This is a genomic window from Pseudomonas sp. ESBL9, from assembly GCF_036668715.1.
GTDB lineage: Bacteria > Pseudomonadota > Gammaproteobacteria > Pseudomonadales > Pseudomonadaceae > Aquipseudomonas > Aquipseudomonas lundensis.
The window spans coordinates 1,164,609-1,191,185 of sequence record NZ_JAZEVV010000001.1 but is presented as its reverse complement, the minus strand read 5'-3'; the positions used below and the strand labels follow the sequence as shown (position 1 = coordinate 1,191,185).

22 protein-coding genes, 1 pseudogene and 1 riboswitch are annotated in these 26,577 nt (G+C 61.6%); of the genes and pseudogenes, 11 read left to right on the top strand and 12 right to left on the bottom strand.

Annotated features, from left to right (window positions below):
- Positions 1-156: 156 nt before the first annotated feature.
- Positions 157-777: a tyrosine-type recombinase/integrase gene (locus V6F78_RS05090; RefSeq protein ID WP_332726751.1), complete on the bottom strand. Its 621-nt coding sequence runs from the start codon at positions 775-777 to the stop codon at positions 157-159.
- 446 nt (positions 778-1,223) lie between these two features.
- Here V6F78_RS05090 and V6F78_RS05085 point away from each other — a divergent pair, with 446 nt between their 5' ends.
- Together V6F78_RS05085 and V6F78_RS05080 are read left to right on the top strand one after the other, a co-directional pair.
- Positions 1,224-2,303: a tyrosine-type recombinase/integrase gene (locus tag V6F78_RS05085; RefSeq protein ID WP_442965105.1), complete on the top strand. Its 1,080-nt coding sequence runs from the start codon at positions 1,224-1,226 to the stop codon at positions 2,301-2,303.
- A pseudogene (locus tag V6F78_RS05080) lies at positions 2,222-2,473 on the top strand (DNA adenine methylase); the annotation flags it as partial. The gene V6F78_RS05085 and the pseudogene V6F78_RS05080, both read left to right, overlap by 82 nt.
- A gap of 64 nt (positions 2,474-2,537) precedes the next feature.
- On the opposite strand, the gene V6F78_RS05075 reads toward V6F78_RS05080, so the two are convergent.
- The 3 genes from V6F78_RS05075 to V6F78_RS05060 all read right to left on the bottom strand — a co-directional run bounded on the left by V6F78_RS05075 (position 2,538) and on the right by V6F78_RS05060 (position 4,149).
- The gene (locus V6F78_RS05075) at positions 2,538-2,765 is read right to left on the bottom strand and encodes a DUF7683 domain-containing protein (RefSeq protein WP_332726750.1); all 228 of its coding nucleotides are present in this window, start codon (positions 2,763-2,765) and stop codon (positions 2,538-2,540) included.
- Positions 2,766-3,032: 267 nt separating this feature from the next.
- Complete coding sequence (locus V6F78_RS05065) at positions 3,033-3,305, bottom strand: hypothetical protein (protein WP_047293554.1); 273 nt, start codon at positions 3,303-3,305, stop codon at positions 3,033-3,035.
- 130 nt (positions 3,306-3,435) lie between these two features.
- A complete protein-coding gene (locus V6F78_RS05060; protein WP_047293553.1) occupies positions 3,436-4,149 on the bottom strand; it encodes a murein L,D-transpeptidase catalytic domain family protein in 714 nt (237 codons plus the stop codon).
- A 126-nt stretch (positions 4,150-4,275) separates the two neighbouring features.
- Between V6F78_RS05060 and V6F78_RS05055 the strand changes: the two genes are divergently transcribed.
- A complete protein-coding gene (locus tag V6F78_RS05055; RefSeq protein WP_047293551.1) occupies positions 4,276-5,844 on the top strand; it encodes a L,D-transpeptidase family protein in 1,569 nt (522 codons plus the stop codon).
- A gap of 121 nt (positions 5,845-5,965) precedes the next feature.
- The gene (locus V6F78_RS05050; protein WP_047293549.1) at positions 5,966-7,048 is read left to right on the top strand and encodes an NAD(P)H-dependent flavin oxidoreductase; all 1,083 of its coding nucleotides are present in this window, start codon (positions 5,966-5,968) and stop codon (positions 7,046-7,048) included.
- Here the strand turns inward: V6F78_RS05050 and V6F78_RS05045 are convergent, their stop codons facing one another.
- The 6 genes from V6F78_RS05045 to V6F78_RS05020 form a co-directional block, all read right to left on the bottom strand.
- Positions 7,049-8,362, bottom strand: a complete 1,314-nt coding sequence (locus V6F78_RS05045; RefSeq protein ID WP_047293547.1) for a spinster family MFS transporter — start codon at positions 8,360-8,362, stop codon at positions 7,049-7,051.
- 54 nt (positions 8,363-8,416) lie between these two features.
- Positions 8,417-9,439: a 4-hydroxy-2-oxovalerate aldolase gene (gene dmpG, locus V6F78_RS05040; RefSeq protein WP_047274630.1), complete on the bottom strand. Its 1,023-nt coding sequence runs from the start codon at positions 9,437-9,439 to the stop codon at positions 8,417-8,419.
- A gap of 10 nt (positions 9,440-9,449) precedes the next feature.
- Positions 9,450-10,379 (bottom strand): acetaldehyde dehydrogenase (acetylating), encoded by a 930-nt coding sequence (locus tag V6F78_RS05035; RefSeq protein ID WP_047277065.1) that lies wholly within the window; start codon positions 10,377-10,379, stop codon positions 9,450-9,452.
- A 22-nt stretch (positions 10,380-10,401) separates the two neighbouring features.
- Positions 10,402-11,193 (bottom strand): fumarylacetoacetate hydrolase family protein, encoded by a 792-nt coding sequence (locus V6F78_RS05030; RefSeq protein WP_169838991.1) that lies wholly within the window; start codon positions 11,191-11,193, stop codon positions 10,402-10,404.
- Positions 11,194-11,258: 65 nt separating this feature from the next.
- Positions 11,259-12,032, bottom strand: a complete 774-nt coding sequence (locus V6F78_RS05025) for a glucose 1-dehydrogenase (RefSeq protein ID WP_047293543.1) — start codon at positions 12,030-12,032, stop codon at positions 11,259-11,261.
- Between the two features lie 50 nt (positions 12,033-12,082).
- Complete coding sequence (locus V6F78_RS05020; RefSeq protein ID WP_047274627.1) at positions 12,083-13,063, bottom strand: flavin reductase family protein; 981 nt, start codon at positions 13,061-13,063, stop codon at positions 12,083-12,085.
- A gap of 146 nt (positions 13,064-13,209) precedes the next feature.
- Between V6F78_RS05020 and V6F78_RS05015 the strand changes: the two genes are divergently transcribed.
- From V6F78_RS05015 to V6F78_RS04990, 6 genes are all read left to right on the top strand, one after another.
- Positions 13,210-14,682 (top strand): coniferyl aldehyde dehydrogenase, encoded by a 1,473-nt coding sequence (locus tag V6F78_RS05015; protein WP_257011191.1) that lies wholly within the window; start codon positions 13,210-13,212, stop codon positions 14,680-14,682.
- Positions 14,683-14,724: 42 nt separating this feature from the next.
- Positions 14,725-16,305, top strand: a complete 1,581-nt coding sequence (locus V6F78_RS05010; protein WP_048374818.1) for an amidase — start codon at positions 14,725-14,727, stop codon at positions 16,303-16,305.
- Between the two features lie 44 nt (positions 16,306-16,349).
- Positions 16,350-16,550, top strand: a riboswitch (cobalamin riboswitch).
- Positions 16,551-16,642: 92 nt separating this feature from the next.
- Positions 16,643-17,710: a cobalamin biosynthesis protein CobW gene (gene cobW / locus V6F78_RS05005; protein ID WP_047293538.1), complete on the top strand. Its 1,068-nt coding sequence runs from the start codon at positions 16,643-16,645 to the stop codon at positions 17,708-17,710.
- Positions 17,711-17,713: 3 nt separating this feature from the next.
- Positions 17,714-21,484, top strand: a complete 3,771-nt coding sequence (gene cobN, locus V6F78_RS05000) for a cobaltochelatase subunit CobN (RefSeq protein ID WP_047293528.1) — start codon at positions 17,714-17,716, stop codon at positions 21,482-21,484.
- A gap of 13 nt (positions 21,485-21,497) precedes the next feature.
- On the top strand, positions 21,498-22,505 hold the full coding sequence (locus tag V6F78_RS04995; protein WP_169838993.1) for an ATP-binding protein: 1,008 nt from the start codon (positions 21,498-21,500) through the stop codon (positions 22,503-22,505).
- 101 nt (positions 22,506-22,606) lie between these two features.
- On the top strand, positions 22,607-23,170 hold the full coding sequence (locus V6F78_RS04990; protein WP_319021835.1) for a vWA domain-containing protein: 564 nt from the start codon (positions 22,607-22,609) through the stop codon (positions 23,168-23,170).
- A gap of 86 nt (positions 23,171-23,256) precedes the next feature.
- Here V6F78_RS04990 and V6F78_RS04985 read toward each other — a convergent pair whose 3' ends face one another.
- Positions 23,257-23,523, bottom strand: coding sequence for a hypothetical protein (locus tag V6F78_RS04985; RefSeq protein WP_047274621.1), 267 nt, complete (start codon positions 23,521-23,523; stop codon positions 23,257-23,259).
- A gap of 344 nt (positions 23,524-23,867) precedes the next feature.
- Between V6F78_RS04985 and V6F78_RS04980 the strand changes: the two genes are divergently transcribed.
- Positions 23,868-25,193 (top strand): sigma-54 dependent transcriptional regulator, encoded by a 1,326-nt coding sequence (locus V6F78_RS04980; RefSeq protein ID WP_047293525.1) that lies wholly within the window; start codon positions 23,868-23,870, stop codon positions 25,191-25,193.
- 49 nt (positions 25,194-25,242) lie between these two features.
- On the opposite strand, the gene V6F78_RS04975 is transcribed toward V6F78_RS04980, so the two are convergent.
- Positions 25,243-26,532 (bottom strand): hypothetical protein, encoded by a 1,290-nt coding sequence (locus V6F78_RS04975; RefSeq protein ID WP_169838994.1) that lies wholly within the window; start codon positions 26,530-26,532, stop codon positions 25,243-25,245.
- Positions 26,533-26,577: the final 45 nt, after the last annotated feature.

The following is a 26,577-nucleotide window of genomic DNA, read 5'->3' as shown; positions in this document are numbered from 1 at the left end:
CCAAGGCATCTGTAACCCTTCGCGAGAGGCAGCAACCGGCCGATTCTGTTGAAAAAGTCGGTCCTTTCAGACTGAATCGCCCTGGGTTTCTTAGAGATTCAGCGACCGCTTTTGGCCGGTTAACGACGGCCTGACTTCGACCGTCGCTATGCATGATCAAACCTCAGTCTGTTCCGCCATCTCCAGGGCGTCATCGACCTCAATCCCCAGATATCGAACAGTGCTCTCCAGCTTCGTATGGCCGAGCATCAACTGAACCGCCCGTAGGTTCTTCGTTCTGCGATAGATTAGTGATGCCTTCGTACGTCTCATTGTGTGAGTGCCATACATGGCTGGATCAAGGCCTACGGCTTTCACCCAGCCTTTGACGATACGAGCGTATTGACGAGTGGATAGATGGTCTGAGGTATGTAACCGACTAGGAAAAAGGCAGTCCTCGCTGCGTAGTTGTGCCTGATGTATCCAAGCCACGAGCGCTGACCGTGTTTGCTCAGTGATCTCAAACTGCACAGGTCGCTGCGTTTTCTGCTGCATCACCATGACTCGTGAAGGCACGTGTTCACCATGGGCAACGTCGCGCACGCGAAGCTTGGTTAAGTCGCAGGCTCGACGCTTGCTGTCGATGGCCAGATCGAAGAGAGCCAGATCCCGGGTTCTTTCTGCAATTTGAAGCCTTACTCGGATGGCCCAGATATCTCTCAGGCGGAGCGGAGTTTTCTGCCCGACCAATTTTCCTTTGTTCCAATGCTGACGGCTGCAGGTAGCGATGATGTTCATGGCAAGTCCTCCGCGTAAGGAAGGAATGGATTGCTAGCCAGAGCAGTGGTCGCTAACCGGCCAGCAGAAGACTGTAGGAAAAGACTAGAGCTCGTACTGTCTTTGATTGGACGGATCAGGGAGAAGGTTTGAGGAGCAGTTTCAATAAAGTCTCACTGGCTGCTTTAATTTTGCTACAGCAACACTGGAATTAAGCATAACTTATTGATTAATAACGGTTTTTTAAATCAATCGTTTCGATCCATCATAGGGGCCACGCTAAAGCGTCTGGACACCGCAGAGCCTGTGTTTACGTGGGGAGTAGCTGAATTCTGTACCATTTTGCTCTACGTGTTTTAAGCATGTTTTAGGGCGTTTTCAGGCGTTTTTCAAGGCTCGGTGGTACGATGTACCACTTTGAAACTGACGCGTACCACTTTCTCATGGCAACTATCAGGGCAAGATAACTGGCAAGTGGGGTTGTGACCTACACTGCCCAGATCCGCATCAAACGCGACGGTGTGCAAGTCTACCAAGAGAGCCAAGCCTTCGCCCGTAAACAGGCCGCTCAAGCTTGGGTTCGCAAGCGTGAGGCAGAATTAGATCAACCAGGCGCCATCGAGCGCGCAAACCGCGTGGGCGCTACAGTCAAAGAAATGATTGAGCGCTACGTGCTCAAAATGGAAAAAGCCCGCGCACTGGGAAAAACCAAGCTGGCCACGCTCAAAGCGATCAGCGAATCCTACTTGGGCCAGATAAATGACCAGGACTTGAACTGCCAGATACTGGTCGAGTATGCGGTCTGGCGAATGGGGTCAGAAGGCGGCGGTGTGCTGCCGCAGACAGCCGGTAATGATTTAGCACACTTGGGTGCCGTTCTATCCATCGCTCGCCCAGCATGGGGTTATCAGGTGGATCCTCACGCGATGGGTGATGCCCGCAAGGTACTGCGCAAGCTGGGTTACAACATGCGCAGCCGTGAACGCGACAGACGCCCGACACTGGATGAGCTGGACAAGCTGCTGACACACTTCCAAGGCATCCTTGCCTACCGCCCCGGCTCAATCAACATGCTCAAGATGACCGCCTTCGCGTTGTTCTCGACGCGCCGTCAAGAAGAGATCACCCGAATCAAGTGGGCTGACCTGGACGAAGCGGGCAACCGTGTCCTGGTGCGGGACATGAAAAATCCCGGGCAGAAACTTGGCAACGACGTGTGGTGCCATTTGCCGCCCGAAGCAATGGCCATCATTCAGACAATGCCCAAGGCAGTAGAGGAAATATTCCCGTACAACGCCGAGTCCATATCCGCACCCTGGACACGCGCCTGCAAGTTTTTGGGGATCGAGGATCTGCACTTTCATGACCTGCGGCACGAAGGCGTCAGCCGACTGTTTGAAATGGACTGGGACATTCCTAGGGTGGCCAGCGTATCGGGGCACCGGGACTGGAACTCCATGCGCCGTCGGCTGGGTATGGAGTGGACTTCCCGTTTGATAACTATGAACGGATGGCCGACTTCATGCGCCGCTGTAAAGGCAAGGTGATGGTCAGCATTAACGATCACCCGGATATACGGCGGGTATTTGAGGGCTTTCACTTTGAGACCGTGGATATTCGGTACAGCACCGCGAATCAACGGCAGGGGAAGGCTGAGGTTGGCAGTGAGTTGGTGATTATGAAGTGGGAGCCAGAGGCGCCGGGGATGTTGTTTTGATATGACGGTGGCGAGGGTATGAGTCAGTACCCGCTACGTGAATCATCAGAGGCCGTATTTCAGCTCACGTTACAGGGACTTGAAATAGGTGTTTATCGTCGCTGAAACACTTACCTGCCAATGCCTCGATGCTAGACAGTTGGGTGCTGCTAAGGTTGTAGCCCTCATCACCTCGCTGTGGTGATGACCAGTTCATGATTTTGGCTAGTTGGGCTTCGCAGTCGTTTGGCAGAACAACTTCAAAATCTAGAAATTCCTTCTCTTTATCGAATGCTTCGACGATAAATTTCATGGTTCTACCTCTCTGTTTTTATCAGCATCTTTAGTTTGTCCTTACTGGCACCCACGTGTCAGTACCCGCTTAAGTGCCGAAGCCACCCACATGTGGTTCATTCTGGAAAGCTTGCCCGCCATGCCGCAAAAGGCGCTCAGCGAAGACGGGGATCAGTGGGTCAGAGGCTTACAGTCGAGGATGCCGGGGCCGTGATCGCATCCAAACGCCAGGAGGGCATCACCGCGGATAGACCGGGCGGTCCCGCGATCGATGGGCGTGCAGACTTCAGGGGCAGCCGTGGTATTTCGGCTTGAGCGTGGGATTGATCCGCAGGGGATCGTCCGCCGCCCATTCCCATTGGCTGTCCAGTTCCTGAACCACACTGTCGACACCCAGGCCGGGAAGGAGGGTGCAATACGTTTGCCTGGGCACGCAATGCAGCGTGGGATTATCGAGCGGGCGGTCAGCCCGGGTGACGAATGCCAGGGCTTCTTCAATGCCGGAAACGTTAACGACGTTGGCTTCGCCGGCCTGTTCAAATTTCAAGAGAAATGTCACTACAGCGTTCCTTGTCTAGCGCAACCTCGCTACGAGGCGCCATGTTAATGACACCTCGTAGCGTAGTCTCTTAGCGGAAGGTCTGTAGTGTTGAAGTCGGCATTTGCGTGACGACGATTGCCCCGGTGCTTTAGCTACCTTTGGCCGTAACGATGCTGGCCACCAGCCGGGGCTGGCAATTGAGGTAAGCCGAGGACTGCAACCAGCGTTTGTCGGGGTACCACGCGAACATGAACTGTCCGTCCTTGAGTTTGTCTACCACTTTACGCGCCACTTGCGGGCGAACCGCCGGGCAGCCCTGGCTGCGACCGATGCGCCCCTGGCGCTGGCTCCAGAGTGGATTCACGTAGCTGGCGGCATGAATCACGATCGCCCGGTCGCGTGCCCGGTCATTGATGCCGGGCTCAAGGCCATCCATGCGCAGTGAGTAACCATGGGTGCCTTTGTAGCTTTCCTGGGTGCGGAACAACCCCAGGCTGGACTGGTAGCTGCCTTCGTCATTGGAAAATTGGGTGGCGAAGTTTTCTCCGGAGTTTTGCCCGTGGGCCACCAGATCACGCAATACCAGGCGTTTGCTTTGCAGGTCGAAGATCCACAGGCGGCGCGCTGTAGAAGGCTGCGAGTAGTCAATCACCGCCAGATGGCGTGCTTGACTGGCGCCATTGTTCACGGCGCATTGCATGGCGCTGATGGCACTTTTTAGTGCTTGGGGATTGAGTTCTGGTGCTGCCTGGGCGAGGCTGTTGAACAGTACCGGTGTAGAGGGGCTGGCGGCGAACGCAGGGCTGCAAAGCGTGCCCAGGGTCGCGGCGGCCAGACAAAGCCGTCGCAGGAAAGTCAGCATAGGTCGAGGATTCTCACTGATGTATTGGCTCCAGATGCCCCGTCCAGACAGCTATTTGCCTGTGTAAAGCCGACGGGTCTTACGGTTATCCATCAACCATGATGGCCATGGATTGGAGTAAAGCAGTTGATCAAAAAACACGCATGTTACTTGAGCATTGCTTTGCTCGCAGCGCCATTGGTCGTTCTGGCCGATGAGGTGCCTGTGGACCCCGCGACAATGATTCAGGTTGCGCTCACAGATTTGCCCCGCGAATGCCCGACGCTGGCCCCGCGGATCAAGCCCGCCGACCAGCAATGGCTGCAGGCGTTTTATCAAACTCAGCAGTATCAGCCGCTGTGGTCAGTGGACGGCCGTCTGGCCGCGTTGCAGACCGAACTGCCCACGCTGGCCGACGATGGGCTGGACCCGGCGCATTACCCGTTGCCTAAAGAGCAGGGGGTGTGCGCTGACATCGACACCAGTTTTCAATACCTGCAAGCCTTGCAGGACCTGCATTTCGGTCGTCTGAACCCATCACGTTTCGAGCCTGTATGGCACTCCGGCGATGAAGCGCCGGACCGGCAGGCCGAGATTCTGGCGATTGCCGGGCCGGGGTTGCAGGACATACGCAGCGCGTTCGACAAGGCGCGCCCTGCGCTGGAGCGCTACCAGAACCTGCGCAAAGTCTATGCCCGGGAACGCGTGCGGCCGCTGCCTCACTGGCCTGTAGTGGGGCAGGGGCAATTGCTCAAACCCGGCATGCAGGACCCACGGGTGCCCGTGCTGGCTGAGCGCATGCTGAGCGAGGGCTATCTGGATCACCTGCCCAAGCCCACAAACACGACCTACGGCCCGGAGCTGGCCGCCGCCGTGAAGAGTTTTCAGCGGGATCATTCCCTGCAAGCCGATGGTGTCATCGGGCCGGGTACGCTGAAAGAGATGAACGTCAGTGCGCAGGCGCGCCGGGATCAATTGCGCATCAACCTGGAGCGATTTCGCTGGATGGCGCAGGACTTCGAACCCACCAGCCTGCTGGTCAACGTGCCGGCCGCGTTGCTGATGGTTTATCAAAATGGCGTGCCGGTCTGGCAAACCCGCACGCAGGTGGGCAGGCCGGACCGGCAAACACCACTGCTCAAATCCCGCGTCACCCGCTTGACCCTCAACCCCACCTGGACCATCCCGCCGACCATTTTCAAGCAAGACAAACTGCCGCAAATTCGCCGCGATCAGTCGTACCTGGCGCGTCATGATCTGCAAGTGCTCGACAGCAGCGGTCGGCAGCTTTCACCACAAGAGGTGAACTGGGAGCGTCCGGGCAACATCCTGCTGCGCCAGGGCGCAGGTCCGCGCAATCCGTTGGGCAAGATCGTGGTGCGTTTCCCCAATCCGTTCGCCGTGTATTTGCACGACACCCCCAGCCAGGCGCTGTTCAGCAAAGCACCGCGGGCCTTCAGTTCTGGGTGTGTAAGGGTGGAGTCGGCCTTCGAACTGCGGGACTGGCTGGTCAATCCTGCCGAGAAAGCCCGCACTGAAGAATTACTCAGCACGGGGCGCACCCATGAGTTCCGGCTGGAACAGCCGATGCCGATCTTGATGACGTACTGGACGGCCCAGGCCGACAAAGACGGCAAGATCACGTATGCGCCGGACGTGTACGAACACGATCCTCGGTTAATCGCGGCACTGGCGAGCAAGTCAAAAGCCGACTGATGTCATTGGCAGGGTTCAACAAGGGGTGGCATGCACCCCTTTATCGAGGACGGCTCACCCTTGTGACGCCCTGAACGCCCGCTTTACTATGGCCCCCCCATTTTCCCCAAGAGAGAACCGCATGAACGGCTGGCCGGACACACGCTTCATCGACTTGGCAGGCATTGCCGCCCCCCTGATTCAAGCCCCGATGTTGGGGGCGGGTGCCGACGTGATGATCGGTGTGGCGAAGGCGGGCGGTTTGGGTTCACTGGCCTGTGCCACCCTGGATCTGGCGACGATTCGCAGCGAAGTCGCAGCCTTTCGTGACGCATGCGACAAGCCCTTGAACCTGAACTTTTTCTGCCACGTGACGCCTGTTGCCGATGCCCAACGGGCTCAGCAGTGGAAGACGCAGTTCAAGGCGTACTACGACGAACTCGGCGCCGACTTCGATGCGCCCACTCCCGTGTCCAGCCGTGCGCCATTTGACGACGCCACCTGCGCCCTCGTCGAGCAGTTGCGACCGGAAATCGTCAGCTTCCACTTCGGCTTGCCCGCACCGGCGCTGGTGGCGCGGGTCAAGGCATGCGGAGCCAAAATACTGAGCTCCGCCACCACGGTCGAGGAAGCGCAGTGGCTCGAACGCCATGGCTGCGACGCGATCATTGCCATGGGGTACGAAGCCGGTGGCCACCGGGCAATGTTTTTGAGCGATGAACTGACCACCCAGATCGGCACGTTCGCCCTGGTGCCGCAGATCGTCGACGCGGTTTCAGTCCCGGTAATCGCCGCCGGGGGCATTGCTGATGCGCGCGGGATTGCAGCAGCGTTTGCCTTGGGGGCGAGCGCTGTGCAGATCGGTACGGCCTACCTGTTTTGCCCGCAAGCCACAGTGACTCACCCCCATCGGCGGGCGTTGCGTGAAGCCACGTCGAGCCAGACCGCGTTGACCAATCTGTTCACCGGGCGGCCTGCGCGCGGCATCGTCAATCGGGTGATGCGCGAGATGGGCCCGATGCATCCTCAGGCCCCGGCCTTTCCACTGGCAGGCGGGGTTCTGTTGCCGCTCAAGGCCAAAACCGAACCCCAGGGCTCGGGGGATTTCATCAACCTGTGGGCCGGCCAGGCATTTACTTTGAGTCCGGGGCGCGCTGCCGACCTGTCATCCTATGAACTCACGAAAAGACTGATCGACGATTACGCGGCCCGCCGTCCAGTTTGATCAGGCGCTGTGCGGCAGGGCACCGTAGCGGGTTTGCGCCACATGACCTGCGGCGCGAATCAGCAAACCGATCGAACCGAGCACTGGCACACTCACCAGCAACAAACTGTAACGCAGTGACTCAAGGCCAAACGCCGGCTGCAACGCATCACTGAGCAACCCGGCCAGCAGCGGGCCGGCGCCAATACCCAGCAAGGTCGACACAATGGTCTGCAAGGCCATGGCCGTGCCGCGTCGGCTGGCGGGCACCAGTTGCGTCACCAGGTTGTATGACGGTGCCACCCACCACACGGCAAAAAAACTGTAAAGCGCGCACCACAGCATGGCCCCGGGGACCGGCAGGCTCCCCAGTTGCATCAACACGGTGTCCGGCCACAACAAATACGCCACCAACGCCGCCAGCGCCGCGACGTGCCCGATGATCGGGATGCTCACCTGCCAGTGCGGGTTGCGTGGCGTCAGGCGGTCACTCAGCCAACCGCTGAACAGCGCGCCGATGCCCGCGACGCCGCCGCCAATCACACCGGCCAACAGCCCCGCATGTTGCAGCGACAAACCATGGGAGCGCACCAGAAAACTGGTGTTCCACATGCCAATGGCGTACGCACTCAGGGTGCACAAACCGCCCGCCAGGATCAGGCAGCGGTAGGCGGGAATGGCCCATAACGCGCGTGCTTCCCCGCCTAAACTTTGCAACGGATGAGCGGCGTGTACACCGGCCAGGTCCCAGCGTCCGCGAGCCGGGTCTTTGACCACAAACGCCAGCACGGTTGAGAACAGCAGCGCTGGCAGACCAATGGCGATAAACGCGGTGCGCCAGCCATAGTGTTCAACCACCCACGCGCCCAGGCTGAGCCCGATCACCGCCGAAAAGGTCGGCGCCGCGGTAAAACAGCTGATCGCAAAGGAGCGGCGGTGGGGCGGGTAGAGGTCGGCAATGATCGACATGGATGCGGACGTGGTGGGTGACTCGCTCACCGCTACTGCCATGCGCGCCAGTGCCAGCATCCAGAAGCTCACCGCCAGCCCGCAGGCCATGGTCGCGATCGCCCACAACAGACACGCCACGGCCAGCAGGCGAGTGCGCGACATGCGATCGGCCAGACGCCCGGCGGGCAGGCCGAGCAGGGCATACACACCGGCAAACGCCAGGCCCGATATCAGGCCCAGCGCGGTGTCACCCACGCCGAACTCGCGTTTGACCGGTTCAATCATGACCGCCAGAATCTGCCGCCCGACAAAGTTGTCAGCGAAGATGGCGGCCAGTAATAACAGCAGGCCATGGCTGCGCCAGCCGACATGGGCGTTGGGCATTGTCGATTCTCTGTCCACTGAACACACCGTAAGCGCCGGCACCCCCTGAAGGGCTCAGGCGCGTTGACGGGCCAGGGTCATGGCGGTGTCTTCGATCATGTCCTCCTGACCGCCGACCATGCCGCGACGCCCCATTTCCACCAGAATCTCCCGGGCAGGCACGCCATACTTTTTCTCGGCGCGTTTGGCGAACAGCAAAAACGATCCATACACCCCGGCATAACCCATGGTCAGCGCGTCGCGGTCGCTGCGAATCGGGAAGTCCATGATCGGCACCACCAAGTCTTCGGCCACGTCCTGTATGCCGAACACGCTGACGCCGGTCTCGATGCCCATGCGGTCACACACCGCCACCAGAATTTCCATGGGCGTATTGCCTGCGCCTGCGCCAAGCCCGGCCGCCGCAGCGTCGATCCGCGTGGCGCCGGCGGCGATGGCAGCGATGGAATTGGACACCCCCATCGACAAATTGTGGTGGCCATGAAAGCCGATCTCGGTGTCCGGGTGCAGGGCGGCGCGCAAGGCACTCACGCGGGCACTGATGTCGTGGGGCAGCATGTAACCGGCAGAGTCGGTGAGGTACACGCAATTGGCGCCAAAGCTTTCCATCAGCTTGCCTTGCTTGACCAACCCTTCAGGGCTGTTCATGTGCGCCATCATCAGGAACCCGACGGTGTCCATGCCCAGTTTGCGGGCATAGGCAATGTGCTGTTCCGACACGTCGGCTTCGGTGCAATGAGTCGCGACCCGAATCGTGTTAACCCCCAGCTCATGGGCCATTTGCAAGTGGTCCACGGTGCCGATGCCGGGCAGCAACAGCGCCGAGACCCTGGCGTTTTTCATCATCGGGATCACGGCCGACAGGTACTGCTCATCGGTGTGGGCCGGGAAGCCATAGTTGACCGAACTGCCGCCCAGGCCGTCGCCGTGGGTCACTTCAATCAGCGGCACCCCGGCAGCGTCGAGGCCGCAGGCAATGTCTTTCATCTGTTGCAGGCTGATCTGATGACGCTTGGGGTGCATGCCGTCGCGCAGGCACATGTCATGCACGGTGATTTTTTTGCCGCGAAGGTCCATGGTCGGCTCCTTAAACGAGGGCGGGTTGCGGGGCGTGGGCGCGCAGTTGCAGGTCGCCCTTGAGGAGTTGCTCGGCAAACATCTCAGCGGTTCGCGCCGCCGCTGCCGTCATGATGTCGAGGTTGCCAGCGTACGTGGGCAAGAAGTCGCCCAAGCCTTCGACCTCCATAAAGATCGACACCCGGTTGCCGTCAAACACCGGCCCGTTGACCAATTTGTAACCCGGTACGTACTGCTGCACCTGGGTAATCATCTGGGCAATGGCCTGGCTGATCGCGGCCTGGTCCGGTTCGGTCTCGGTCAGGCAATGCACCGTGTCGCGCATGATCAGCGGGGGCTCGGCCGGGTTGACGATGATGATGGCCTTGCCTTTTTTGGCGCCGCCCACCTGTTCGATGGCGCGGGCGGTGGTGCGGGTAAATTCGTCAATGTTTTTGCGCGTGCCGGGGCCTACGGACTTGGAGGCCGCCGTGGCGACAATTTCGGCATAGGCCACGGGCTGGACGCTGGACACCGCTGCCACCAGCGGGATCGTCGCTTGCCCGCCGCAGGTCACCATGTTGACGTTCATCGCGCCGCGTTCGAGGTTGGCCGCCAGGTTGACCGGCGGGACGCAGTAGGGGCCGATGGCGGCCGGGGTCAGGTCGATCATCAGCACGCCCAGCTCATTGAGCTTGCGGCTGTTTTCGGCATGCACGTAGGCCGAGGTTGCGTCGAAGGCAATCTGGATGTTGTCGCTCAGCACATGGGGCAACAGGCCATCCACGCCGTCACTGGTGGTGTTGAGCCCCATGTCCCGGGCCCGCACCAACCCCTCGGACGTGGCGTCGATGCCCACCATCCACACCGGTTCCAGCACCTCGCTGCGCAACAGTTTGTAAAGCAGGTCGGTGCCGATGTTGCCGGGCCCGATCAGGGCGCATTTGATCTTTTTGGTCATCATTGAGCTCTCGATCACAGGTTCAGGACACAAAGCGCAGGCTGGCGCTGCCCAGCCCGCTGAGGGTCAGGCTGACGTCATCCCCCGGCAGCACGGGCACCAGCGGTGCCAAGGCGCCGGAAAGAATGATTTCGCCTTTGCGAAACGGGATGTCGAACTGACCCAGCGTATTGGCCAGCCACGCTACGGCTTCACAGGGATGGCCCTGAACCGCAGACCCCAGGCCCTGGCCCGCGGGCTGACCGTTTTTGCGCAAGTTCAATTGCACCTTGGCCAAGTCCAGCTCACGGGGGTTAATGCGTTCATCCCCCAGCGCGAAGACCCCGCACGACGCGTTGTCGGCCACGGTGTCCTGAATGCGGATGTTCCAGTCGACAATGCGTGAATCGACGATCTCAAAGCACGGTGCGACCCAGTGCGTGGCGGCCATTACGTCATCAGCGGTGATACCCGGCCCGTGCAGGTCTTGCCCGAGCATGAAGGCGATTTCGCCTTCGGCCCGGGGTTGCACTAACCGGTGGGTTTCAAAACTCACGTCACTGTCATTACCGACCTGCATGCGATCGGTCAAAAAGCCGAAATCGGGTTGATGCACGTCGAGCATCTCTTGCACCGCGCGGCTGGTTACCCCGATTTTCTTGCCGACAACCTGTTCGCCCAAGGCTTGGCGGCGCTGCAAGAAGCGCAGGGAGATGTGGTAAGCCGTTTCCAGCGTCAGGTCCGGGTAGCGTTGCGTCAGCGGCGCCACGCTGCGGCGTTCGCGCAGGGCGTGAAACAACTCATCGCCCAGCGCTTCAATCAGTTTGCTGTCCATAAATGTTCTCTCTGGGCCCGTTGTCGCGGCCTGTACACCCGATGACCTGGGCAGGGGGGGCGGGCTCAGCCCGGCCACACGCTCGATTCGGCGCCGCCGTCCACTTCAAGGATTTTCCCGGTGACCCAGCGCGAGGCTGGGGAGGCGAGGTACAGCGCAGCGGCGGCAATGTCGTCAGGTTCGCCGAGGCTGTGCAGCGGGGTGGCCTTGATCATGCTTTCGCGCATGGGCACTGGCAGCACGCGGTTCAGGGCATCGGTGAGGATTGGCCCCGGTGCAATCGCGTTGACCCGCACCTGCGGCGCGAAATCCTGTGCCAGCAAGCGCGTCATATGGCTCAGGGCGGCTTTGGCGGTGCCATAGGCGCTGAACTGGGTTTGCGCGTAACGGGCAGCACCGGAGGTGATGTTGATGATGTTGCCGCCGCCCGCGTCGCGCATGTGCGGCACGCACAGCTGAGTCAAGTGGTACCCCGAGGACACGTTGAAACGCATGATCTCTTCGAAGCGCTCAACGGTCAGGGTCAACGGGTCATTGGGGCCGGCGCCTCCGGCGTTGTTGACCAGATGGGTGATGCGGCCCATGTGCTCGCGCGCCCGGGTGATCAGGGCGGCGCGTTGTTCGGCGTCATTCACGTCGCACTGCACGGCCAGGGCGCGTCGCCCCAGGTCGCGCACGGCGTCGGCCACGGCTTCGACATCGCTCAGGGTGCGAGCCGCCAGTACCACGTCGGCACCTGCCTGGGCATAGGCCAGCGCAATGGCGCGGCCGATACCACGCCCGCCGCCGGTGATGACGGCCACGCTGCCAGTGAGGGTAAAGCGTTGAATGATGTCCATGAATATCCCTTGTTTTTGTTATCCGAAGGCTTGTGCATTCTGCACACGACTCAGCGTGGCGCCCACAGGTCGGGCAGGCCGGGATCGCTGGCGGCAATCAGGCGCTTGAGCAGCACCTTCAGGGCTTGCGCGTCGCCGGGGCCGAGTTTGGCCGACAGGTTTTCTTCGACCGCCTTGGCCAGCGCCAATTGTTGCAACGAGGTCTCGCGGCCCGTGGCGGTCAGTACATAACGCGGCGCCTGGTGACTGCCCTCGACGGCCACCAGGTTTTGTTTCTCCAGAAAACGCATGCTGGCGGCCGTCACGACGTGGCCGGTGTAGCTGACGAAGGTGTTGATCTCCGACAGGCTCAGGTTGTCGCGGATGCACAGCACCGAGAGGATGAAAAACGCGTGCTCGTCCAGTTGCTGATTGCTCAGCAAGCGGTGCAACGCATCCAGCAATTGGTAGTGCGCACGGCCGAGCAAGTACCCGAGCAAATCTTCGGTGTAGCTGCACTCGGGCGGCGGCGGGGTGGTGGCCAGGCGCAGTTCACTGCGCGGTTTGCGCGTGGCCAGCGCGTACTGCCCGCTCTGGAACGCCAGCGGTGCGCGGTCGCTGTGATCGAAGGCGAGCACTTCACCGACAAAAATCACGTGGTCGCCGCCTTCGTACTGGAACGCGGTGCGGCACTGAAAACGTGCGGTGCAGTCCTGTAACAGCGGTGCCTCGCTGATGCCGTTGTCGAGCTGGATTTCCGCGAACTTGTTCTCGCCCTGCATGGCAAAACGACCTGACAGCGGCTCCTGCTCGGTGGAGAGCACGTGCACATTCCAGTGTTTGCCGCTGGTAAAGACCGGCAGGCTGCGCGCGGTCTTGGCCAGGCTCCACAACACCAATGGCGGGTTGAGCGAGACCGAGTTGAAGCTGTTGGCGGTAATGCCGATGGGCGAGCCGTCTTGGGCCTGGGTGGTGATGATCGTCACCCCGGTGGTGAACGTGCCCAGCGCCGTGCGGAATGCCTGCGGGTCGAAGCTGCTTTGCATTGCCATGACGAACCTCATGGATTGAATTTTCGTACGTGCAGTATTCGTCGCCAGGCCACGGGCTACATCGTCTCAACGGACTAACGAAGGCGGCCGATTATCGTCCGATCGGACGAGGCGTCGGGCGCCCCGATTGGCTAGTTTCCGAGGCATTGACCCACCCGCAGCCTCTTTCACAGGACTCGCCCATGACGTGCACTCAGATCACTCCCGAGCAACTGCCGCAGGTGCTACAGGCACAAAAAGCCGCGTTTGTCGCCCATGGCCCGGTCAGCGCCCAACAGCGTCGCGAACGCCTGCAACGGGTGATCGAGTTGCTGGTGCGTTATCAGCAGCCGCTGGTGGACGCCATGGACGCGGACTTTGGCGGGCGCCCGCAAGGGTTCTCGCTGATGAACGACGTGATCGGTTCGCTGGCCTCACTCAAGTACGCCCGCGACCATCTTGAGCACTGGATGCAAGACGAGCCGCGCGAGGTGTTTTCACCCTATGACCAGTTGGGCGCCAAGGCGTGGGTCATGCACCAGCCCAAGGGCAGCGTCGGCATCATCGGCACCTGGAATGCGCCACTCTTTACCTTGCTCAGCCCGTTGGCGTGTGTGCTGGCGGCGGGTAACCGGGCCATTCTCAAACCGTCCGAGGTGGTGCCGCGCACCGCCGCCGTGGTGGCGCAAGCGTTTGCCGAGCTGTTCGATCCCCTTGAAGTGGCGGTGGTCAACGGGGATGCCGAGCTGGCGCAGGTCTTCACCTCGCAGCCGTTCGATCATCTGGTGTTCACCGGCAGCACGGCCGTGGCGCGCTCGGTGATGCGCAACGCAGCCTTGAATCTGGTGCCGCTGACGCTGGAGTTGGGCGGTAAATCGCCGGTGATCATCTCGCGCACCGCCGATCTGGCCAAAGCGGCGTTCAGCATTGCCGCCGCCAAGGCCAATAACGGCGGGCAGATTTGCATCAACCCCGATGTGGTGTACGTGCCGCAGGGGTTGCTGGACGATTTTCTGGGAGCGCTGCGCACCGCTTACGGTGAGCTGTTCTCGCGCATCGAAGACAACCCGGACGTGGTGGCGGTGATTAACGCCCGGCACGTGCAGCGGGTCGAAGGCTACGTGCAGGACGCCCGAGATCGCGGCGCCCGCATCGAAAGCTATCCGCAGCCGTTGGCAGTGGATGAGCAGCAGCGCCGAAGGCCGTTGCAGGTGGTGGTCAATCCACCCCGCGACAGCCAGATCCTGCACGAAGAAATCTTTGGCCCGGCGCTGGTGGTGCTGCCGTACGTGCAGCTCGACGAGGCGCTGGCCGACATTCACAGCCGTGAGCGGCCATTGGCCTTGTATTACTTCGGCCAAAACGAAGAGGAACAGCGCTACGTGCTGCAACACACCCATTCCGGCGGGGTGACGATCAATGACGTGATGATGCACGCCGCCCTGCACGATGCGCCTTTCGGTGGCATTGGCGCGTCCGGCATGGGGCATTACCACGGCCGTGAGGGTTTCCTCGAATTCAGCCACATGCGCACGGTGTTCAAGGCACCTGCCCATGATCCGCGTCGCGAATGGGGCTTGTTGCCGCCCTATGGCGAGCACTTTTTGCCGACGATGCAATCGATGGTCACGGCCGATTGATGGTCGCGCGCTCGGCCCTGAAAACAACAATAAATTCGGAGAATGACTGTGCAAGAGACGCCTGTGCTCACTGACGAACTGCCAACCGCTGTCGGCTGGCCGCGCCGCCACGTACTCAAGGCCGGGGCCGTGGCAGTGGGGGCCGGGTTGCTGGGGCGCTTTGCCCTGGCGGCTGACAGCCCGGCGTTGTCCCAGGCCGATTATGTGCAGATGGACGCCTGGCGCATGGCGCAGGCCGTGCGTCAGGGCGAGGTCAGCCCGCAGGCATTGCTGGCAGCGGCCATGGCCCGTTGCGATGCCGTCAACCCCAGGGTCAAGGCGGTCAACCTGCGCCATGACGACTACGCGCAGGCGTTGCTCAAAGCGCGTGAGGCCAGCGCCACGTCAACCTCCGGCAGCCTGGCCGGGGTGCCGATTCTGATCAAGGACCTCAATACCTACCTGCAAGGCACGCCCACCACCCATGGCTGCCGTCTGTTCAAAGATGCCGCTGCCGCGCCGCATACCAGTACCCTGATTGCCCGTTATCAAGCCGCGGGGGCGGTGCCGTTCGGCAAGACCACCTGCCCGGAGTTCGGCTTGACCACGACCACCGAATCCCTGCTGTGGGGGCAAACCTGCAACCCGTGGAATCTGGCCATGAGTGCCGGGGGTTCCTCCGGCGGAGCGGCCGCGGCCGTGGCGGCCGGGATTGTGCCCGTCGCCCATGCCACGGACGGTGGCGGTTCAATTCGCATCCCGGCCTCTTATTGCGGGCTGGTGGGCCTCAAGCCGGGCCGTTACCGTACGCCCAGCGGCCCCGGCAAGTTCGAAGGCTGGTTCGGGGCCAGCGTCGGCAATGTGGTGTCGCGAAATGTGCGGGACATGGCGCTGTTTCTGGATGCCGGGCAGGGCCATGAAGCCGGCAGCCCGTATTGGACCAAACCGCTGGCACGGCCCTACGTGGACGAGTTGCAGGCCGCGCCGGGACGTTTGCGCGTGGGGCTGGTGCGCGAATCGCTGACCGGTGCACCGCTGGACCCTGAAGTGGCCCGGGTACTCGACGCGACCGCTCAGCGGTTGTCGGCGCTGGGGCACGACGTGGAGCCTGTGCGTTTGCAGGTCGATCCGCGGCAATTGTTCGGAGCCCATGGCGCAGTGATCGGCGACGCGCTGTTGACCCTGGTGCGTGACCGTGAGCAAGCGCTGGGCCGCAGTGCCACGCCTGAGGACCTGGAACGCATTACGCAAGTGGTGGTGGGCAACGCGCAAAAAGTCACGGGCGAAGCGTTGTATCGCGCTCGCCAGTCGTTCGAGTCGATTGGCGGCTACATGGAAGACCAGTTCCGCCAGCTCGACGTGATCCTGTCCCCGGTCACGGCCAACGTCACCCCGAAACTGGGGCTGCTGAGCCTCGACCAGCCTTGGGACAGTTACGCCCACAACGCCATGGGCAGCGCCGGGTTTACCGTGCTGGCCAATGTCAGCGGGCAGCCCGCCATCTCGCTGCCCGTGGGCATGAGTGACACCGGCATGCCGATTGGCATGATGCTCACCGCCCCGATGGGCGGGGAAGATGTACTGCTGCGCCTGAGTGCGCAGCTGGAACAGGCGCACCCGTGGGCCAAATTGCCGACCCTTTGATCCACCCGCTCGCGTCTTGACATTGACCTGTTACAACGCACTGCGTAGCCTTGCGCGTTCGAGGTTCTTCGCCACGCGAAGCTAAGAAGGGAACGCGGTATGCCGCGGCTGCCCCCGCAACTGTAAACGGTCAATTGCCTTGCAAGGCCACTGCTCCAGGGAGCGGGAAGGCGCAAGGAAAGACGCAGCCCTCCGGCTGCTTGTCAGCCGTAAGCCAGGAGACCTGCCTCGTGAGCGTTTCTTACTTCAACCGGGCGGGGTGATCCGGTGGCGAATACGGCCGTGCAGCGTGTGCGGCCTCGTCCCGTATGCCCGCCGCTTTGCCAAAGGGCATCCGATGAAAACACTGGCCAAAACCCCCGTCACCATCGTCACCGGCTTCCTCGGTTCGGGCAAAACCACCTTGCTGCGTCACATGCTGGACAACGCGCAGGGCCGTCGCATTGCCGTTATCGTTAACGAGTTCGGCGAGCTGGGCATTGATGGCGAAATCCTCAAGCAGTGCTCTATCGGGTGTACCGAAGAAGAAGCCAATGGCCGCGTGTATGAGCTGGCCAACGGCTGCCTGTGCTGCACCGTTCAGGAAGAGTTCTTCCCGGTGATGCGCGAGTTGGTGGCGCGCCGTGGCGACATCGACCACATCCTGATCGAAACCTCCGGCCTGGCGCTGCCAAAGCCGCTGGTCCAAGCCTTTCAGTGGCCTGAAATCCGCAGCGCCTGCACCGTAGACGCCGTGATTACCGTGGTCGACAGCCCAGCCGTGGCCGCGGGCACCTTTGCCGCGTTCCCGGACCAGGTGGATGCCCAGCGCAAACTCGACCCGAACCTGGACCACGAATCGCCGCTGCATGAGCTGTTCGCCGACCAACTGGCCAGTGCCGACCTGGTCATTCTCAATAAAGCCGACCTGATCAGCCCTGAAGACCTCGCCAAGGTGCGTCTGGAAGTGGCAGAAGAACTGCCGCCTGCGGTCAAAGTCATCGAAGCCAGCAGCGGCCGTTTACCGCTCGACGTGTTGCTGGGGCTGGGTAACGGCTCGGAAGCGCACATCGACAGCCGCCACAGCCATCACGATCATCACCATGAAGGCGATGACCATGACGACCACGATCACGACGCGTTCGACTCCATCTCCATTGAGCTGCCCCAGGCCGAAGAGCGCGTGCTGCTCGAAGCCCTGACGCAGTTGGTGATCCGCCACGGCATTCTGCGGGTCAAGGGTTTCGCCGCGATTCCGGGCAAACCGATGCGCCTGTTGATTCAGGGCGTGGGCACCCGTTTTGACAAGCATTTCGACCGTGCCTGGGCGGCGGATGAAAACCGCGTCACCCGGTTGGTACTGATTGGTCAGGACCTGGACGCCGAGCTGCTGGAATCCACCCTGCGCACTGCGCTGAGCGCTTAAGCCATGCATTTGCTCAGGACCCAGCCCGGTGGCTTTGTATCGGACGACAACATTGCCGACCTGGGGCAAACCCCCGCCGAGCTGGTGATCCTGTGCAGCGGCGACTCCAGCCTGGCTTTGCTGGCCGAAGCGGCGCAGCAATTGCCCGACGATTACCCGAGCCTGCGTCTGGCTAATCCGATGCAGGTTCAGAATCATGCCTCGGTCGACCTGTATGTCGACCAGGTGCTGCAACACGCCAAGGTCATTCTGCTGTCGTTGCATGGCGGGATTGGCTATTGGCGCTATGGCATCGAACAACTGATGCAGTTGGCCGAGCGCGGCGTGACCCTGATCCTGGTGCCCGGCGACGATCGTCCCGACCCTGAACTCAGCGCGCTGAGCACTGTGCCGGCCGAACAGGCCGAACGGTTGTGGCACTTTTTGCGTCAGGGCGGGCGGCACAACGCGCTGCAACTGTTCAACTGCCTCGCAGGCCAGTGGCTGGGGCGCGCTTACCCCTGGGGCGAGCCGCAGGCCCTGCCGCGTACCGCGATTTATCACCCGGTGCATGCCAGCCCGCAGCTCAGCGACTGGCAGGCCCAATGGCAGCCCGATTTTCCCGTGGCTGCGTTGCTGTTTTATCGCTCGCATTTGCAAGCGGCCAACACCGGCTTTGTGGATGTGTTTTGCCAGCGCCTGCAAGCGGCCGGGATCAATCCGTTACCAATCGCCGTGGCCAGCCTCAAGGAACCGGGGTGTCTGGCGGTGGTGCAAGACCTGCTCGATGAGGTGGACGCCGGGGTCATTCTCAACACCACCGGCTTCGCCCAGTCCAGCCCGGAGGCACCGCACGTGCGGCCGTTCCGGCGCAACATCCCGGTGATTCAGGCGATTTGCGCCCAAGACAACGAACCCGGCTGGCGTGACAGTGAACAAGGGCTGGGCCCCCGAGACCTGGCGATGCACATTGCGCTGCCGGAGCTGGACGGGCGCATCATCAGCCGCCCCATCAGCTTCAAGGATCTGGCCTGGCGCAGTGAGCGCAGCCAGTCGGATGTGGTGTGTTATCGCGCTCAGCCCGAGCGCATGGACTTTGTCGCACAACTGGCGCGCCGCTGGGTTGAGCTGGCCCGCGTGCCGAACCCGCACAAGCGCATCGCGTTGATCCTTGCCAATTACCCGACCCGTGACGGGCGCATCGGCAACGGGGTCGGGCTGGACACCCCGGCCGCGGCGTTGAATATCCTGCGGGCTTTGAAGCAACAGGGTTATCCGCTGGACGCCGAACTGCCAGCGTCCGGCACGGCGTTGATTCAAGCGCTGCTGGGCGGCGTGAGCAATGACCTGGAAAGCCTTGACCTGCGCCCTTGCCACCAAAGCCTGGGGCTGGACGAGTACGCCGAGCAGTTCCGTGCGTTGCCGCACGCCAACCAGCAGGCAGTGCTGGCGCGGTGGGGGCGGCCGGAAAATGACCCGATGTTTCGCGACGGCCGGCTGATGATCGCGGGCCTGCGCTTTGGCCTGACCTTTGTCGGCATTCAACCCGCCCGTGGTTATCAGGTGGACGCCAGCGCGGTGTACCACGACCCGGATCTGGTGCCGCCCCATGGCTATCTGGCGTTTTACTTCTGGTTGCGACACACCTATGGCGCGCATGCTGTGGTACACGTGGGCAAGCACGGCAATCTGGAGTGGTTGCCGGGCAAAGGCGTGGGGTTGTCTGATGAGTGCTGGCCCGATGCATTGCTGGGCCCGCTGCCCAATGTCTACCCGTTCATCGTCAACGATCCGGGTGAAGGCGCGCAGGCCAAGCGCCGGACCCAGGCGGTGATTATCGACCACCTCATGCCGCCGCTGACTCGCGCCGAAACCTATGGTCCGCTGCGCGACCTTGAACGGCTGGCGGACGAGTATTACGAAGCGCAGTTGCTGGACCCGCGCCGGGCGCGCGAATTGCAGCGCGACATTCTCAAACTGGTGCGTGAAACCCATATCGACCGCGAACTGGAGCTGGACGAACAGCTCGACAGCGACGCGGATGCGGCCATCTGGCTGCCGCGACTGGACACCTACCTGTGCGACTTGAAAGAGTCGCAAATACGCGACGGGCTGCATATTTTTGGCGAATCGCCCACAGGCCGTTTACGCATTGACACGCTGCTGGCGCTGTTGCGCATCCCCCGGGGCGACGGGCGTGGTGCGCAGTCCAGTGTGCTACGGGCACTGTCCAAGGCCTTCGATCTGGGTTTTGACCCGCTTGACTGTGCGCTGGCCGAACCCTGGACCGCGCGGCGCCCGGCGCCTCTGTCGGCGGTCAGCGATGCCCTGTGGCGCACGGCCGGCGACACCCGCGAGCGCCTTGAACTGTATGCCGCCGGGCTGATCGAGCAGGCGCTGGACGGCACGTTGTCCTTGCCGCCCGACGATCAATGGGCCGAGGTGCGGAGCATGTTTGACGCCTTGCTGCAGGTGGTTGCACCACGGCTCGACGCCTGCGGCCCCGCCGAGATGCAGGGCTTGCTCGACGCGCTCAACGGCCGCTTCGTGCCTGCCGGGCCCAGCGGGGCGCCGAGTCGCGGACGGCTGGATGTGTTACCCACCGGGCGCAACTTTTTCTCGGTGGACGTGCGCAATCTGCCGACGACCACGGCGTGGCGCATCGGCTTTCAATCGGCCAACCTGCTCCTCGAACGCCACTTGCAGGACCACGGCGATCACCTGCGTCAGCTGGGTTTATCGGTGTGGGGCACGGCCACCATGCGTACTGGCGGTGACGACATCGCCCAAGCCATGGCCCTGATGGGCGTGCGCCCGGTGTGGGCCACCGGCAGTCAGCGCGTCGACGACTTTGAAATCCTCCCGGTGAGCCTGCTGGATCGGCCGCGCGTGGATGTCACGCTGCGGGTGTCGGGGTTCTTCCGCGATGCATTCGCCAACCTCATCCGCCTGTTCGATGCGGCCGTGCAAGCGGTGGCAGCGCTGGACGAACCGGATGACCTGAACCCGCTGGCGGCCAGGGTGCGCAACGAGCGTCAACAGCTCGAGCGTGAGGGGCTAAGCCCGGAACTGGCGGCCCGCCAGGCAGGCTGGCGGGTGTTCGGCGCCAAGCCCGGCGCTTATGGCGCCGGGGTACAGAACGCCATTGACGGGCGTTTGTGGCAGAGCCGCGATGATCTGGCCGAGGTCTATTTAAATTGGGGCGGGTATGCCTACGGCGGGGCCGATGAAGGCACGGCGGCCCGCGGCCCGTTCGCCCAGCGCCTGAGCCAGTTGCAAGCGGTGGTGCAGAACCAGGACAACCGCGAGCACGACGTACTCGACTCCAACGACTATTACCAATTCCAGGGGGGCATGCTTGCGGCCGTCGAAAGCCTGAGCGGCGGGCAGGTCGCCAGTTACCACGGCGATCATAGCCAACCGGATCTGCCGAAGATTCGTACCCTCAAGGAAGAACTGAACCGGGTGGTCCGTTCCCGTGCGGCGAATCCGAAGTGGATTGAGGGCGTCAAGCGACATGGCTATAAAGGCGCGTTTGAAATGGCCGCGACCCTGGACAACCTGTTCGCGTTCGACGCCACCACGCACCTGATCGACGACCATCAATATGCCTTGTTGGCCGACGCCTATTTGCTGGACCCGGACACCCGGCAATTTGTGCAGCAACACAACCCCCATGCCTTGCGCGACATGACCGAGCGGCTGCTGGAAGCCCAGCAACGCGGCTTGTGGAGCGAGCCCGGCGAGTACCGGGATGCACTGGAAAACCTGCTGCTGGACATTGAAGAAGACTGATGTGGACACTGACATGACTGATACCCCTCACTTCCCGCTGTCTGCGGTCGTGGGCGCCGAGGACTTGAAACTGGCGCTGTGCCTGACGGCAATCGACCCGAAAATCGGCGGGGTGTTGATTGAAGGCCCGCGCGGCATGGCCAAGTCCACCCTGGCACGCGGGCTGGCGGATGTGCTTGCCAGCGGTCAATTTGTCACCTTGCCACTGGGCGCCACCGAAGAACGGTTGGTGGGCACGCTCGATCTGGACGCGGCCCTGGGGCAGGGCAAGGCGCAGTTTTCGCCGGGCGTACTGGCCAAGGCGGATGGCGGCGTGCTGTACGTCGACGAAGTAAACCTGCTGGCCGACCATCTGGTCGACGTGCTGCTGGACGTAGCCGCCAGTGGCGTCAACGTCGTGGAGCGCGACGGTATTTCCCACCGGCACCCGGCCCGGTTTGTTTTGATAGGCACCATGAACCCTGAAGAGGGTGAGCTGCGTCCGCAATTGCTCGACCGCTTCGGTCTCAACGTCGCCATGAGCGGCCAGCCAGTGCCTGCCGAGCGCGGCGAAATCATTCGTCGGCGTCTGGACTTTGATGCCGATCCACACGGGTTCTGCGCGCACTGGCGCGCCAGTCAGGAGGCCTTGCGCGCGCGTTGTCAGCACGCCCGTGAGTTGCTGGGTGCTATTGCGCTGGATGATGCCTCGCTGACGATCATCACTGAACGCTGCTTTGCAGCGGGCGTGGACGGCCTGCGCGCGGATCTGGTCTGGCTGCGTGCCGCCCGGGCCCATGCCGCGTGGCGTGGCGCCGTCAGTATCGAGGTGCAGGACATCGACGCCGTGGCCGAATGTGCCCTGCGCCACCGTCGTCGCCAGCAGACGCCGCACGCCCCCACGCCGGATCAACCGCCACCGCCCACGCCTTCGCCCACCACGGCGAGCGAGGCCGGGCAGGGGTTGTGGGGGCAATTGCCGGTTCAGCCGCAGACAACCGGCGCGCGTCGTGAAGTGCCGAGCTGGCCAAAAAAGCCTTAGGCATCCGCCCTCGTGTAACCGGGGGGGCGGATGCCAGACCCCGACCGGGAACCCTGGACAGCGGCAAGCAGGGCGCCAGCCGTCCGGCGCCTTGCGGGGCGGTGGATTGGGTCCAGACCTTGCTGCAGGGACGGCCCCGGCAACGTAAGGACCTGGCGTTCAAAACCCGTCGTGGCACCGCGCCCCAGCTGTGGCTGGTGATCGTGGATGCCTCGGCTTCGACCCGGCGTCATCACGCGCTGACGGATGCCAAAGGCTTGCTGGCCGAAGTGTTCGAGGATGCTTATCGGCAACGGGCACGGGTGGCCGTGATGACCGCCAGCGGTTTGAATCCGCAATGGCACGTCAGCGGCATCAAAGCGGCCAAAGGGCTGGAACAGTGGCTGGAAGGCTTGGGCGCGGGGGGCGGTACGCCGTTGCTGGAAGCGGTGGGCGAAGCCAGTGAATGGCTCAACGCCCGGCGGCGGCGCTTCCCGTTGGAGGAGCAACGCGTGTTGTTGCTCACTGACGGTCGGCTCAAGGCATGGCGCACGTCACACGCACTTGAATGCCCTGGTTTGCTGGTCGACATGGAACGTGGACCGATTCGTCTGGGCCGGGCCCGACAAATCGCCAGCGATCTGCACATCGAATACCGGCACCTGGATGAACTTCAAACCCTGTAGCTAAAAACGCGAGGCTGCGATCGAGTGGCCGGGGGTGGCACCCTGTTACAGCCTCGTTGCGCGATACACCGGTATCATCAGGCGGATTAAGCCGGCATGACCCACGGCTGCAACGCGTAGCCTTCTTCGCTCAACTCGGCGCGGGCTTGTGCCAGCAGGCTGGCGAGCTGTTTGGCGTCGGCGCAGGCACTGCGCGGGATCTGCTTACGGCCAATACGGGTGCTGGTGCGGTCAATCACGGTCAGGCTCAATTCGCCATGGCCGTCCTGTGCAGCCCAAGCCACGCACTGGAAAGGTTGAAACGCGTGGCCGGCAATCAAAAGTGCTTCGTTGAAACGGAGCGGGGCGTTCATAGGGTCGTCTCTCAAATAGGCCCATCAAGTGATTAACCGTCGGCTGGGCATACCGTGCGGTTGGTTACTTGTACTGATGACCGATGCCCCCACGCAGGTCACACCCATTTGCGTTTTTTTTTAACAGGTTTTCATGGGACTGATCTGGATCAGGGTTTTGTTGCTGTTCAAAAACAGCGATTCAGCTTGCACGTCTGTGGCTATGAGTGGGCAAAGTTCCGTTTGATATTAGGGTTATAAGAAAACAGTACAAGCGCCGTTCAAAGGTTGACTACCGTTAGGAGCAATATCCTCAACTTACTGTTTTTACTAATCTTTTAATATTTTGGCGCCAAGGAACAGTCATGCTCGAATTGCCCGTGTCCCGCCGTTTGTTAGTGGTTGATCCTTGTGATGATTGTCATCAGATAGTGCCCGGGCTGCGTCACCTTGGCTGGGATGTGGACAGTTGTGAGCTGGACGCTGTGATTGATCGTTCATGTGATGTCGGTCTTATCCGGTTACAACCTTTTCACCTGGAACGACCCGAAGCGGTCAAAGACATGATCAGTCGCAGCGGCACCGAGTGGATTGCCGTGCTCAGCCCTGACACCTTGCAATTGAAAACCGTGGGGGATTTTGTCTGCGAGTGGTTTTTCGATTTCCATACCCTGCCTTTTGATGTGTCGCGGGTTCAGGTGACCCTGGGCCGGGCGTTTGGCATGGCGCGCCTGCGAGGCCGCAGCACCGACCCGATTGAAAGCGCAGGGCACGAGTTGCTAGGGGAAAGTCGCGCAATCCGGGACTTGCGCAAACTGTTGGGCAAACTGGCTCCCACGGAATCGCCGGTATTGATTCGGGGCGAGAGCGGTACGGGCAAGGAACTGGTGGCCCGGACCCTGCACCGCCAGTCCCAACGCCACGCCCGGCCTTTTGTCGCGATCAACTGCGGCGCCATTCCGGAACACCTGATCCAGTCGGAGCTGTTTGGTCATGAAAAAGGCGCGTTCACCGGGGCTCATCAACGCAAGATCGGCCGCATAGAGGCCGCCCATGGCGGGACGTTGTTTCTGGATGAGATTGGCGATCTGCCCCTTGAACTACAGGCAAACTTGCTGCGCTTCTTACAAGAGAAACATATCGAACGCGTGGGCGGCAGCCAGCCGATCCCCGTGGATGTGCGGGTGTTGGCGGCGACCCATGTGGACCTGGAAGCCGCCATCATCAACGGGCGGTTTAGGGAAGATTTGTATTACCGGCTCAACGTGTTGCAGGTGTTCACCGCCCCCTTGCGTGAGCGGCACGGTGACATGGCCATGCTGGCCAACCACTTTGCACGGTTTTACAGCCAGGAAACCGGGCGTCGACCGCGGACTTTCAGCGAGCAAGCACTGGTTGCCATGGGCAATCACGACTGGCCGGGCAATGTGCGTGAACTGGCCAACCGGGTGCGTCGCGGCCTGGTACTGGCCGAAGGCCGTCAGATTGAGCCCTGTGATCTGGGGCTTGAGACCCGACAGGCGCCCAGCCTGGCCATGGGCACACTGGAAGACTACAAGGACCGCGCTGAGCGGCAGGCGTTGTGTGACGTGTTACAGCGCCACAGCAACAACCTCAGCCTGGCAGCCAAAGTGCTGGGTGTGTCGCGACCGACGTTTTACCGTTTGTTACATAAGCATCAAATCCGCTAGGGGCAGGCCCGCCGTGTTCACCCACAGCGGGCCTTTTGCGCACCTGGCGTTAGAAGTAGTACGGGAATTTGAGGCTGAACGTGAAATCCGGCGCATCTTCGGTCAGACCAATCGAGAGGTTGGGCACGATGGTCAGGTTGTCGGTGGCCGCAATGGTCATGCCCACGTTGAAGTAGCCGGCGTTGGCGTCGCTGGTGGTCAGGGTTTGCCAGTCCTGGCCCTTGTATTTGATTTTGCTCTTGCTCTGGATCAGGTCAGAGACCGAGAACGACATGCTCATTTTCTCGTTCAGCGCAAAGGCCACGCCCGCACCAATCTGGTAGCTGTCGCCCAGCTTGACGCTGCCGGGTTGTGACTGACCGGCCGTGGAGCCGATGTCACTGAATGAGTCTTCCAGGTTGTAGGTGTAGGAAAGCGAGCCGAACAGCACCGCCGGGTCGAAGGTCTTGACCAGCGAAATGCCCGGCGTGATGGACCACACCCCATTCCCGGTGGGCAAACTTTCGGGGTAAATGATGTTGTTGTTCTGCCCGTCGGTGACCAGCTTGATGCCGAACGGGTCCTTGCCGGTCGGTGCCTTGACCCTGACCGAGAAGACGGCGTCCGGGGTGTTGGGCGATTCGTCGAGGAACTTGTAGGCAACACCGACGTTAACGTCGCCAATGGTCGGATCGCGGGTGACGGTTTTGTCGGACGCTGCCGACGCATCGCCGCCGTTGGCGCCACCGGACTGGTAGGTTGATTCGCGGTACACCACGGGCACGTTGACATCGAATTGCCAGCGATTGTCGAGGTTGTAGCGTGCTGTCAGGTCCAGGGTCCAGTTATCAGCTTTAATCCGGTCCAGGTTGAGGTTGCCCAACAGGATGGAGTCCAGGGCCAGAAAGCCGTTGAGGGTTAACTGGCGGGTGTCATAGCGCGAATAGGTGATCCCGGTTTCGATACTGAACTTGCCGCCGCCGAAGAAGCCGCTGGCTTCGTCGTACAGGTTGGTGACACTTTGCGCGGGTTCAGAATCGTCTTTGAGCGACTGGCCGTACGAACTGCCGGTGCCGCCTGCAGCGCCGCCGCTGGATTGGGCCACCGTTTGCCCGCGCTTGAGATCGGCCGGTGACTTGACCAGGCGTTTGGGGGCCGCAACCGCCGGTTGTTCTTCTACTTGGCGGACGCGTTGTTCAAGCACCGCCAAGGCTTTTTGTTGTTGATCGTACCGCTGGCGCAGCTCCATTAATTCCTGTTTCAACGTTTCTACATCAACCTCCGAAGCCGCCTGTAGCAGGGTGGAGGGAAGGAGTGCGCTCATACATACAACTGCGCGAAAGGTAAACGATCGATGCATGAAATAAGCCGTCCGGGTAGTCCATTAAGTAGTGGAACAGCCTAG